5 protein-coding genes are annotated in these 12,942 nt (G+C 67.7%); 1 reads left to right on the top strand and 4 read right to left on the bottom strand.

Features of this window, described 5'->3' with window-relative positions:
• Nucleotides 1-8,099: cadherin-like domain-containing protein (locus D3H34_RS14375; RefSeq protein ID WP_167481203.1), on the bottom strand; the 8,099-nt coding region annotated here is incomplete at its 3' end.
• A 905-nt stretch (nt 8,100-9,004) separates the two neighbouring features.
• Between D3H34_RS14375 and D3H34_RS14370 the strand changes: the two genes are divergently transcribed.
• Nucleotides 9,005-9,406 (top strand): hypothetical protein, encoded by a 402-nt coding sequence (locus D3H34_RS14370; protein ID WP_119554187.1) that lies wholly within the window; start codon nt 9,005-9,007, stop codon nt 9,404-9,406.
• Nucleotides 9,407-9,615: 209 nt separating this feature from the next.
• Here the strand turns inward: D3H34_RS14370 and ltaE are convergent, their stop codons facing one another.
• Genes ltaE through D3H34_RS14355 form a run of 3 tightly spaced genes read right to left on the bottom strand, consistent with a single transcriptional unit; the run spans nt 9,616 to nt 12,841 of the window.
• Nucleotides 9,616-10,656 (bottom strand): low-specificity L-threonine aldolase, encoded by a 1,041-nt coding sequence (ltaE, locus tag D3H34_RS14365; protein ID WP_119554186.1) that lies wholly within the window; start codon nt 10,654-10,656, stop codon nt 9,616-9,618.
• Nucleotides 10,653-11,852, bottom strand: coding sequence for an amidohydrolase (locus D3H34_RS14360; protein ID WP_119554185.1), 1,200 nt, complete (start codon nt 11,850-11,852; stop codon nt 10,653-10,655). Before D3H34_RS14360 ends, ltaE begins: the two co-directional genes overlap by 4 nt.
• The gene (locus D3H34_RS14355; protein WP_167481202.1) at nt 11,849-12,841 is read right to left on the bottom strand and encodes a tripartite tricarboxylate transporter substrate binding protein; all 993 of its coding nucleotides are present in this window, start codon (nt 12,839-12,841) and stop codon (nt 11,849-11,851) included. The genes D3H34_RS14360 and D3H34_RS14355 overlap by 4 nt, the downstream gene beginning before the upstream one ends.
• Nucleotides 12,842-12,942: the final 101 nt, after the last annotated feature.

Genomic DNA, 12,942 nt, shown 5'->3' with positions numbered 1-12,942 from the left:
TTGCTGTCGGCATTCGCCGTCGGCGTGTCGTTGATGATCAGCACCGTCAGCGTGCCGTTGGCTACGTCGCCGTCGCGGTCTGTCACCGTCAGTGCGATCGCCTCGGTCACTTCGGCGCCCCCGCTGTGGGTCTGCGCCGCGCCCAGCGTGAAGCTGTAGTCCACCGTTCCACCCGTCACCACGCCGTTGGGCAAGGTCGTGCCGGTGAAGCCCGTCAGCGTCAGTTGGCCCTTCGGTGTGTTGATGACCAGCGGCGAGCCCGGGCTCAGCCCCTGCAGCTGCGCCAGCGTGATCGTCGTGCCGCCCACGCTGATGCTCGCCACGCCGTCCGGCGAGGTGATCGCGAACGTCCCTGCCGTCGTCTCGCTCGTGTCGCCTGCACTCGTCAGGCCCGCCTCGTACACGGTCACCTGCCCGGTTGCCGCGCCGTTGCCGTCGTTCACCGTCACGCCCGGTGTGTCGTTGGTGCCGCGGATGGTGATGGTGATCTGTGCGATGTCGGTGCCGCCCGCGCCGTCGGAAATGGTGTAGGTGTAGACCTCTGTCAGCGTCTCGCCCACGGTCAGTGCCTGCACGCGTGGGTCGGCGTTGTTCAGCGAGTAGGTGTAGCTGCCGTCCGCGTTCAGCACGATGCTGCCGTAGGTACCGGTGAGCGAGCTGCCCACGGTGCCCGCCGTGCCCGTGCCGGCTTCGGGGCCGGTGCGGATGTCGGTGACGGTCAGCGTGAGGCTGTCGGGATCGGTGTCGTCCTGGCCCGGAATGCGGCCCGCGATCACATTGCTGCCGACGGAGGCCGTGTCCTCGTCGATGCTGTGGGTGTCGTCGCGCGCGGTCGGCGGATCGTTCGTGGCGGTGATGGTCAGCGTGCCGGTGAGCACGTTGCTGTTCAGTGAAGTCGGACCGCCTGCCGTGGCACCGCCCGGCTGCGTGTTGTTGCCGTCGTTGAGCACGATGGTGTAGACGCGCTCGTTGTCAGTGCCGAAATTGGTCGGATTGTCGCTGCTGCTGCGATAGGCCAGCGCATTGAGCACGGCCTGCACTTCGGCCACCGTGGTGTCGGCATCGAACTGGATCACCAGCGGCTGTCCGCTGCCGCCCGAGACGGTGACGCCTGCCGGCAGCGCGGCGTTGACGAACAGTTCGTCGCCGGTCACGTAGCCGTCGAGGCTCACGGTGAGCGAGCCGGCGCCGAAGACGCCGTTGGCCAGGCCCGGCGTGGTGCCCAGGTCGAGATCGGCCACGCCGCCGCCGGTGACGAGCGCCACGGGCGGGATGCTCACACCGGTGCCTGTCTGGTTGTTCTCGACGGCGGTCGCGCCGGTCGTGCCGACGATGACGGGCGCATCGTTGATCGGATCGACAGTGATCGAGACGTTGTGCAACGCCGACCACTGGCTGGTCTGGTCGTTGACGGTGGCGCTGATGTCGCCGCTGCCCGCCGTGACTGGTGCATCGGACACGCGCACGACCAGGCCACCCGGCGTGCCGTTGAAGTTGGCCGCGGGCACGAAGCGCAACTGCGCATCGGGCGGTAGCAGCAAGGCGTTACCGTCAGAAGGGCTGGTGGGCACGTCCAGCCAGTTGGTGCCGTCCAGGCTGTACTGCCACGCGCCTTGCGAAGCGTTGGCGTTGTTGCCCACGATGGCCAGGCCGCCGAACGACGTCGACGCATTGCCGCCGCCGGTGACGCCGGTCTGATCGTCGGTCGTGTCGCCGTAGCTGCCAGTGAAAAGCGTGTCGACGCGGACACCGGTCCCCTGCGTGTCTTCGGTGCCTCGGGGTGCCGTGACGTCGATCGCCGTCGGCCGGTCGTTCACGTTGATGACCTGGGTGCTGAGCACGACCGTGCCCGCGCTGTAGACGGTGCTGCCGCCGTTGCCGGCACCGGACACGTCGACGGTCGAGCCCGAGGTCGGGTCGGCGGTGGCGCTGTCGTTGTTCGCGTCGTTCTCGACCAGCCGCACGGTCAGCGTGTTGGGCGTGCCGTGGAAGTTCGCGGCCGGCACGAAGCGCAGCTGCGCGGTCGCGTCGAGCACCAGCGCGTTGCTGTCGGAACGCGCGCCGACGGCAGTCCAGGTGGTGCCGCCGTCGATCGAGTACTCCCATGCGCCCTGGGCGGGGTCGAGCGCGACACCGGTGATCGCGACGCCGAAGAAGGTGTCGGAGGTACTGCCGGCCGTTGAGCCGATGCCGGTGTTGTCGATGTCGTCGGCGCCGTCGCTGAAGTGGCCGCCGAACAGCGTGCCCACGTTCGTGCCGGCCGCATTGGTGCCTACGTCTTCGTTGACGGACGGCAGGGCCTCGGTGTTGCCACCGGTCACCACCGGCGCATCGTTGACCGGTGCCACGGTGAAGACGAAGGTGCGCGTGGTGACGAGGTTGCTGCTGACACCGTCCTCGTAGTCGAAGGTACCGGTGGTGCTGTTGTCGCCGGGGGCCAGGGCACCCGGACGGTCGCCGGTGTTGCCCCTGTCGTTCACGACCACGGTCACGGTGAAGGCGCCGTTCCAGTCGCTCGGCAGCGCCACGCTCGGCGCGTCGGGCAGCGCGACGACGATCGTGTTGATGCGGCTGTTGATCTGCGCCAGCGTGCCGGTGATGGTCAGGGTCGCGCCGCCGAGCGCACTCACCGTGCCGCCTGTACCGCCGACACCGCTGATGACGAAACCGTTAGGCACCGACACCGTCGCTGTCAGCACGCTGGCGGCGCCTGCGTCCTGGTCAGTAACCGTAAGGCCGGTCAGCGTGACGGTGCCGTTGGCCTCGTCCACCGTCGGGTTGCCGGCCGCGATGTGGGCCGGATCGTTGATCGACGAAGGGAACAGCGTGCGGTAAGTCGAAGCCACGTTGGCCGTCAGGCCGGCGGGGATCGCCAGATACGGATCGACCGCGGTGGTCGGCACCGCCGTCGTGCCGCCGCTCGCGTTGTTGTTGTCGCCGCCGTTCGCACCGCCCGCGAGGTTGCCGTTGCTGTTCTCGCGCAGGCGGTCGTCCACGACGACCTCGACGCGGAAGTTCTGGTCGGTATTGGCAAGGCCGCCACCCAGGGCCACCTGGAGCCCGTTCAGGTAGGCCTGCACCTGCGCGCGCGTGCCGCGAATGACGAGCGCACTGCCGGTGCCGTCGAAGGTGCTGTCGATGGTCACGCCCGAGCCCGCGGCATTGCTCGAGGTGATCGTGATGACGTCGGTGCCCAGGTCCTGGTAGAACGAGGCGCCCAACGGCACGCCCGTGCCGTTAGTGATGCGCACCGTGACCTGCAAGAAGTCGGTCTCGCCGGTGGCGATGCCGCCGCCGTCGTTGTCGATGTCCAGGTCGCCCACGACGAAACCCGGCACCGGCGACGGCGTGTCGCCGCCCTCCAGGAACACCGGCGTGTTCGGATTGATGCCGCCGCTCAGACCCGCCGTCGGCGCGTCGTTGACGGGCACGATGGTCAGCGCCATCGTCATGTCGGGAGGATTGTTCGCCGTGCTGCCCGACCCGGTATCGCCACCGATCTGCGAGCCGGTGTCGTCGAACGACACGGTGAGCGTCGTGTCGCCCGCATCGCCGCCGTTGAGGTCATGGTTGACGTGGGTCGCGCTCGTGAACGTCAGGCCCGTGGTGGCCCCGCTGTTGATCAGTTCCTGGATGTCGCTGGCGCGGCCGGTGAGCACCAGCGTGCCGGAGTTATCGCCGGTGATGGTCACGATGCGCCCACTGGGCAGCGTGTAGGTGCTCTGGGCTCCGGCGCCGCCGATGCCAAGCGTGCCGTGGCCAGCGGGCAAGGTCAGCGTGAGCGTGATCGGCGTGTCGAACGCGGCCGATTCGGCATCGGCCACCACGAAACCTCCGCCGATGTAGGTCGGCTGGTCTTCGTAGACCGTGTTGGCCGGTGGCACCACCAGCACGCCCGGGTCGTTCACGCTCGACGCGCGCACCAGCACCGAGGCCGCAGCGATGTTGCCCTTGATGTCGCCGGTGGTGGGCACCGCGTCGGTGTACCAGTCGTACTCCGTCGTCGGGACCGGGATGGGCGCATCGCCGGGGGTTGTCGGTTCGTTGTCCGGGCCGCCGTTGGCGCCGGGCTGCAGCACGCCGGTCGCGGTGTCGCGCACCCGGTCGTCGACGATGACCTGGAGACGGAAGGCCTGGTCGCGGTCGGTGGCGAAGGTGAGCGTGAGGCCGGCCAGTGCCGCATTCACCTGGGCGCGCGTCCCGCGGAAGGTGAGGAAGTCGCCATTGCCGTTCTTGTCGGCATCGACCGTCACGCCGCCCATCGAGGTCGAGCCGATGCTCACGTCGGCATAGTCGGCCGCGGACAGCGGGTTGCCGTTGGCGTCGGTCAGTCGCACCGTGACCTGCAGGAAGTCGACCTCCACCGGCAGCAGCTCGTCGAGGTTGATGTCGTCGACGCTGAAGCCGGGCACGGGGTTGTTCGCCGGGGTCGCACTGTCGATGTCGATCGGGCCCGCGGGCGCGGTGACGGTGGGCGCGTCGTTCAGCGGTGTGACGTAGATCCAGAACTCGCCGCCGGTCTGTTCCTTGTCGCCGTCGCTCAGCGTGAAGGTGAAGCGGTCGCTCGGCGGACCGGGATATTCCGCGCCGTCGGACTCGTCGCCCGAGTTGATGTAGTAGATGTAGCCGGCATTCACGTCGGCCTGGGTGAACGAGGAGCCCACGCCCAGCGCCACGAAGTTGACGCCATCGGTCGAATACATGATGCGCCCGTGCGTGGTGACGGATTTGATCGTGTACTGCAACTGCGTCAGCGTGCTGTCGGGATCGAACGCCGTGAGCATGCCCGGCGTGATCTGGCCGCGGCCGCCTTCGGTCACGACCAGCGGATTGTTGGCGGTAGTACCGCCCGGCGGGTCGGGCTGCGTCGGGTCGGTCGCGATCACCGGCGCGTCGTTGATGTTGGTGATCGTGATGTCGACGGTGACCTGGTTCGACGCGGCGCCCCAGCGGTCCACGGCATGCACGTTGAAGCTGGTGGTGCGCACCTCGGAGCCGTCGCTCACGAAGCGCAGGCCGGTGGTGCCGGCGCTGCCGGTGATGAGCGACGCGTCGATGCGCATCCCCTGGGTCACGGTCAGCCAGGTCGTTCCGCCGTCGGGCGAGTACTGCAGCACGCCGCCGATCGGTAGGCTGTCGAACTCGAACTGCATGGCGCCGGGTCCGGTCGAACCGTTGTTGAAGGCGTAGTTCGGATCGCCGCCCAGCAGCGTGTCCGAGCCTTCGAGGTAGTTCTCGCTGGTGGCGTCGTCCGCGTCGGTCACGCGGATCTGGCCGGTGGTGATGTAGCCCGTCTCGCCTTCGCGGATGACCGTGTTCGACGAGCCGGTGGCCACGGGCACGTCGTTGACCGGCTTGATATAGAACGAGAAGCTGGTGTTCCAGACGTCGCGCACACCGCCGACGGCCACACCGGCCGTCACCGAGAGCGACACGGCCGATTCGAAGTCTTCCACATCGCCGTTGTGCTGGAAGCGGATGCGCCCGGCGTTCAGGTCGGCCTGCGTGAAGGTCTCGAAGGTGTTGATGTCGACCCAGGCCGCACCGTCGAAGCGCTGCAGCGTGCCGTTGCGCACGGGCCCTGTGGTGCCGGTGTAGTCGGTGACGGTGTAGATGACCTGCGACGGTGGTACGCCGTCGACCACGTAGCTCAGGCCCGGCTGGACGCCGAAGTCGGAGCCGGTGCCGCCCAGCACGACCGCGCCGCCTTCGCTCAGCGTGCCGCGCGTCTGGCCGTTCTGGTCCGTGCCTGCGTGGTTGGAGCCCTCCTTGACGGGGGTGCCGTTGATGGTCTGCAGCGGATTGCCGTTGCCCGCCGGGGTTTCGACGAGGTTGATCGTGAATTCGTAGGTCTTCACCGTGCCGTCGGGGTTGCGGTCGGCCCCCTCGCGGATCACCTCGTTGCCGTTCTCGTCCCAGACCGGGCCGAGCGTGTTGTCGACCACCTGGAAGCTGAAGGTGTCGGTGTCCCCCGCCGCTGCGCCGCCCACCTGGACGTACTGCACGCGGCCGGAGCGCACGTCTTCCATGGTGAAGGTGCTGCCCGGCGGCATGATCTTGCCGTCGAGCAGCAGGTAGCCCTGATCGAGGCCGCTCATCGAGGTGACAGCGAAGGTGAGGTTGTCGTCGCTCGAATCGACGTCGGTCGCACCGAGCATGCCGGGCGTGAGCGTGACCGTGTACGCACCGCCGCCGGGGTCCACGGTGGCTTCGAGCGTGCTGCCGGGGTCGAGCACCGGGTCGTCGTTGGCCGGGCGCACGGTGATGGCGATGGTGCCCGAGGTCGAGGCCGGGGTGCCGGTGCCGCCGCCGGCGTCGCGCACCGTCACGCCGAAGCCGTCAGTGAAGGGGTAGCTCGATCCGTTGTTGTCGCGCTGGCCGTTGTTGCCGTAGGTGAGGCCGGCGCGGTCGTCATAGTCGAACACGAAGCCGGCGTCGATGTCGGCCTGTGTGATCGCCCGGTTGGTGACGGTCTGCGTCACGCCGCCGATGACGACGGTGCCCGTGAAATACAGCGTGCCGTCGGTGGGCAGGCTGGTCAGCTGCACCGTGAGGTCGGCATTCGCATCGTCGCCGCCGCCGTCGGCGACGATGAAGTTGCCCACGGCCGAGGTCGGGTTGCCGCTGCCGTCCACGGCATTGGCGGGTTGCCCTTCGAACACGCTGCCCGAGCCCGAGAGCACCGGCGGCTGGTTCAGCGGCGTGACGTTCAGCGTGATGGTCGCGTGATCGGAGCCGGCCAACGGCGTCGCGCCGTCGTTGACCACGACGACGAAGCTGTCGTCCAGGTTCTGGTCCGCGCCGGTGGCTGTGTGCACGTACACCACGCGCCCCGCGAGCACGTCCGCCTGCGTGAAGACCGAGCCCACGCCAATGCGCTCGCCGTTGAGCGTGAGGTAGCCGTGGGTGGTGTTGGTCGCGATGCCGTAGACGATCTGTCCCGCGTTCTGCGAGCCGATCGTCACCTCGGGGTCGATGGCGTTGAGCGTCGCGACGCCCAGCGTCGTGCTGCCCCCTTCGTTGACGGCCTGCGCCGCGTCGGCCAGCGTGGTCGGGTCGTTCGACGGCGTGATCGATACGTCGAGCGCGCGGCTCGCGGTGAGGGCCGGCGTTTCCGAATCGGTGACCGTCACCAGGACGCGCGTATTCGCGGCGGTGTTGCCCAGCTCGGTGTCCGCAGCCGCGAACACCAGCTGGTTGATCCAGGCATTGGCGTCGGCCACGCTGCCGACGAAGCGGTAGCCGCCGGGCACGGTGGTGACGCCCGCCATGCTGGCGCTGGACAGCGTGCCCAGCGCGGGGTTCTCGACAGTCACGTCGACCGTGACATTGCCGGCGCCGTCGTCGGTGATCGTCCAGCCGCTGAGCGTCGCGCGGTCGGCGCCTGCTGCGTTGAGCGTGCTGGGTTCGCTGACCGTGATGGGTGGGGCCGTGGTGGAGACCGTGGGCGCGGCCAGCAGGCCGTCGTAGTCGGCGGCGGAAAAAGCGCGCGCCCCGATGAAGCCCGTTGCGACCTCGAGCGACCAGTCGCCCCGACGCGACGCCGCGCCGGTGGCATCGTCCGACGCCGCAACGTCCGCGCCGGTCGCGCGGCTCAAGGCCTGTGCGAACTGCTGCCCGTCGGCACCGACATCGCAGCCGTAGAGCAGGATGTCGCCGTCCGCACTGAGGCTGGCACCGATCGCCTGCCAGGCACCGGCCGACTGCGCCAGGCTGGCGACGCCGAGGGTTTCGTTGCCCAACGTGATCTCGCCCGCGGTGCCATGGCTCAGGATGTGCAGGGCCGTGATGCCGGTGCGCCCTTCGAGCGCCTGTCGCAGCTGTTCGACACCGGACGACCCGGTGTCCAGCAGGATGAGTTCGGCCCCTTGCGGCACCGAAGCAGCAAGCTGCTGCCAGTTCGCAACGTTCTTGTCGACGACGTAGACCTCGCTGGCCTGGCCCGGCCCCGGTCCTGCATCCGCCGGCGCCCGGGCTGCCTCCGCCATGCTCTCGCGCCCGTGCGGCACGGTGACAGGCGCTGCCGCGTCGGCGGCGTGCGGCGCATCCACATGCTGGCCCTGTGGCGCGTCCGGGGGGGCCGCGGCGGCAGCCTCCACGAAAGCGGCACCATCAAAAAGCTGCCGGCTTTCCAGCGCAAATCGATGTGAACGAGGGCGAAGGAAATGGGGCGTTTGAGACCTTGGCATGTTCAAAATGTGACAAGGAACACGCAAATATGTCCAACATTTACGATTTTACGCATCAATAACAGGCACCGGCGACGCCAAAAAAACAACGTCAACGCCAATTGATTTGCGGAATTAAATCGCCTTGTTACAGGCATCTATTCCGCATTCACTTTTGTGCTCGAAAGACCCGCTGATTTGCGTCTTCTCCAGCCCTCCGCCCCCGCTGACGAGAGGAACTCTGCTCGATTTTCTTTGCAGGTTTTTCTGCACGCACAAACTCATCGAGCGACGGAATTCCGTGGTTCATTCCGATGGAAATCTCTCTCCCCAAAAACTGATTCTTGCGATAGGAATCAGCGCAATCCAATTGATTGCTTTGAATTGAATCAAATCAGATGGATCGCTAAGTCACTGATGCACATAGAACTTTTGGACTAGAACGACTTTGATCGCAACAGCCTGGCTCGAGATGGCAGACGATTGCGATCGGCGCGACGGGTTGTTCGACTTGGTCTGCCAGCGCAGGCGCAACGAATTAATACCTAAGAATTAACTCCTGGACCTTACCGATGCATTGAATGCCGGCCCCCTGCGTACCGAACGTTGGACGGCCTTTCGCCGACCTTTGTGCATTTGCCCGCGAAACTTGGCAATATTTAACGTTTCGCGATAATTGTTACAATATTTGTGTCGCAGCGGACGTACGACTTCAACGTTCGCACGGCCCGCCGCGCGGGGCACGGCGATACTGTTGCGGCCTCGATTCTTGCGTTCCTTGCGCGTCCTGGAATACGGGGGGAGGCACATCATCCAACTCGCACATGTAAACGAAAATGAACAAAATCCTCGCACTGATCGTTCTGGCTGCTGCCATCACCGCCTGCTCCAAGCAGGAATCCACGCCTGCAGCTCCGGCTGCACCTGCGGCACCCGCCGCTGCACCGGCAGCGCCGGCACCCGCACCCGCCCCGGCGGCCAGCGCGCCGGCCGCGGCAGCACCTGCAGCCACCACGACGGCATCGGCCGACGTGCCCAAGGAATGCCAGGAATACCTGGACAAGGTGAGCGCCTGTGTCGGCAAGCAAAGCGGCGCGGCAGCCGACGCCCTGAAGTCCAGCCTCGAGCAGACCAAGGCCACCTGGGCCAGCTACGGCGCGAACTCGGCACAACTCGGCGCGGCCTGCAAGACCGCTTCCGACGCCTTCGCAGCTCAAGCCACGGCCATGAAGTGCTGATGCACTGAGTCGCAGACGCCGGCGCAACTGCGGACGCAGTTCTCGCCGCGCGACGCGACAAACCTCCTCGCCTCCGGCGGGGAGGCGCTGTCCCCACACAGCGGACGGCGCAATGAGGATTCCTCAGACCTCAGGAATCCAGTGGCCTTGCCACCCTGATCTGGCCAAGCACCCTTCCCTCTCCGTGTAATGCAAGGCGACGACGCGCGCTATCGCCTCAGGAATTCCCGCAACGCGTCAAGCACACGCAGCACGCCGGCTTCATCCACGTCCCGATGGGTGACCAGGCGCAACTGGCCGTACAGCATCGACACGAGGATGCCCCGCGCCTGCAGATGCTGTTGAAGCGCACGCGCCGTGTCTTGCCCGCGCTCGACCAGATCGAGGAACACGATGTTGGTCTGCGGCGCTTGTGCACGCACGCCGGGGCGATCGCAAACGCCTTCGTACAACAGCCTTGCCAACTGGTGGTCCTCGGCCAATCGTTCGACGTGATGGTCCAGCGCATGCAGCGCCGCGGCGGCCAGCACGCCGGCCTGCCGCATCGCACCGCCCGCCGCTTTTCTCACGCGCCGTGCCCGCGCAATGAAGGCGGCGCTGCCGCACAGCGCGCTGCCGACCGGTGCGCCCAACCCCTTGCTGAAGCACACCGACACGGAATCGAAGTGCCCGGCGATGCGCCGCGCCGCGGCCTTGGGCGAAGCCGCGGCGTCGGCCGTGGCGGCGTTGAAGAGCCGCGCGCCGTCCAAGTGTGTCGACAAGCCATGCTGCCTCGCCAGTACAGTCGCCGCGCTCAGGTATGCGTCGGGCAGGCATCGCCCGCCCAGCGTGTTTTCGAGCGCCAGGAGCCGGGTGACGGCGAAGTGCTCGTTGTCCGGCTTGATCGCCTCGGCAATCGCCGCCAGCGGCAGGCTGCCGTCTTCCGCATGTTCCAGCGGCTGCGGCTGCACGCCGCCGAACATCGCGGCGCCGCCGGCCTCCCAGCGGTAGCAGTGCGCCATCTGGCCGACGATGTATTCGTCGCCGCGCCCGCAATGCGCCAGCACGGCGCACAGGTTGGCCTGCGTGCCGGACGACACGAACATCGCCGCCTCGAAGCCCAGCATGCCGGCGATGCGCGCCTGCAGTGCATTGACGGTCGGGTCCTCGCCGTAGGTGTCGTCGCCCACGGGCGCGCGCTGCATGGCCTCGTACATGGCGGCGGTGGGCCGCGTGACCGTGTCGCTGCGCAGATCGACGCACGCGTTCATGCCGCCCCCAGCGTGCCGCCGAGTTCCTTGTTGACGACCGAAAGCCAGTAGGCGATGCCCAGGGGCAAAGCCTTGTCGTTGAAGTCGTAGTACGGCGTGTGCACGTCGCCCTGGCCGTCGCCCTTGCCCAGGCCGTTGCCGATCAGCATGTAGGCGCCGGGGCGCTTGCGCGCGAAGAACGCGAAGTCGTCACCGCCCGTCAACGGTGCCTGCTCGGGGTCCACGGCCTGAGCGCCGACCACGTCGTGTGCGGCACGGATCGCGTTGCGCGTCGCGTCGGGGTCGTTCATGAGCGGCACGGAATTCCACCAGCACTTCACGTGCGCCGTGGCACCTTCGGTGGCGGCCGCCAGTTCGGCGTGCGCGCGCAGGCGCTTTTCGAGCAACGCCTGCACTTCGTCGGAAAACGCGCGCATGGTGCCGGAGATGCGAAGCTCCGCCGGGATCACGTTCATGGCCTCGGGGTCACCCGCGCCGATGTGCCCCACGCTGATGGTGGCCGGGTCCGCCGGCGCCACATTGCGGCTGACGATCGACTGCAGGCCGAGCAGGAAGTGCGCGAGCACCAGGCTCAGGTCGGTCGACAGGTGCGGGTAAGCGCCTCCATGGCCACCGGTGCCGTTGAACCGCACCTGCCAGCGCCCCGATGCCGCCATCATCGCGTGGCTGCGGATGCCGAACTGGCCCAGCGGCAGCGCGGGGCAGGTGTGCATGCCGAAGATGCGGTCGCAGGGAAAGCGCTCGAACAGCTGCGCCTCGAGCATCGCCAGCGCGCCGCCCCGCCCTTCTTCCGCGGGCTGGAAGATCAGATGCACGGTGCCGTCGAAGTCCGGATTCTCGGCCAGCGCCTGGGCCGCGCCGAGCAGCATCGCCGTGTGGCCGTCATGGCCGCAGGCGTGCATGCGGCCCTCGACTTTCGAAGCGTGCTCCAGCGTGTTGCTTTCGCGCAGAGCCAGTGCGTCCATATCGGCGCGCAGGCCGATGGTGCCCGCGCCCGCACGCCGGCCGCGCACGACACCGACCACGCCGGTGTTGCCGACCTTCTCGTGGGTCTCGATGCCCCATGCGCGCAGCTTGCCGGCAATGAGTGCGGACGTGCGGACTTCCTCGAACCCCAGCTCGGGGTTGGCGTGGATGTCGCGGCGGATGGCGACGATCTCGTCGATGTGCCGGTTGGCAATGTCGAGCAGGCTCATCGCGTGGCCTCGCCCTTCTCCGGCGGCATGCGCGAGACGATGCCCTGCATCTTGCCCTGCGTGTCGGCCACGGCCTCGGCGAAGCCGGTGCGCGCCGAAGCGGCCGCCGGCATGAAGCCGATGCGCCGCAGGTTCGCCGCCACCTTGTCGTCGGCCAGCGCGGCATCGACGGCAGCCGACAGCCGCAGGGTGACCTCCGGCGGCGTGTTGCGCGGCACGAAGATGCCCAGCCAGCTGTTCAGGTCGATGCCCTTGAGGTACTTGCTCTCGTTGAGCGTGGGCACGTGCTTCAGCAGTTCGTCGCGCTGCAGGCCCGTGGTGCCGAAGCCGCGCACGCGGCCGCTCTCGATGGCTTCCGGGAAGGTGGCCGGGGCCACCAGCGTCAGGTCGATCTGGCCGCCGAGCAGGTCGGTCACCTGCGAGGAGCCCCCCTTGTACGGCACGTGCAGCATCGACGTGCCGCTGCGCTCCTGGATGTCCCGCATGATCACGTGCTGCAAGGTGCCGATGCCCGAGGTGGCATAGCTCAGCGTGCCGGGGTTCTTTCGCGCGAACTCGATCAGCTCGTCGATGTTGCGCGCGGCGATGCCCGGGCGCCCCACCAGGACGAACGCGGAGTCGCCCACGCGGGCCACCGGCAGCAGGTCGTCGGTCTTGTAGCTGACGGCGCGGTTGACCAGCGGCGCCAGCACCACCTCGTTGACCGAGCCGAGCAGCAGCGTGTAGCCGTCGGCGCGCGCACGCACCACCTTGGCAGCCCCGATGGAGCCCGCACCGCCGCCGAGGTTCTCGATCAGCACCGGCTGACCCAGCTGCTTGCCGAGCGACACATTCAGGGCACGCGCCACGGCATCGACGGAGCCGCCCGCCGGGTACGAGACCACGACCGTGACCGGCTTGGTCGGATAAGTCTCGGGCGGCGCGGCATGGCCGTGAAAGGCCGCGGCGCACAGCAGCGCGGCGGCGAGGATCGAGGTTCTTCTTTGCATGGTCGGGTCGTGGTCGCTGGAATGAACTGGAAAGGTCATTCTTCAATGACTGCCCCATCGGGAACCAATGCCTTGTGGCCCCCAGCCATGCATCCTGCTTA

The organism is Acidovorax cavernicola (assembly GCF_003581445.1).
The sequence above is the reverse complement of the archived record's forward strand: the minus strand, read 5'-3'. Positions and strand labels throughout refer to the sequence as shown.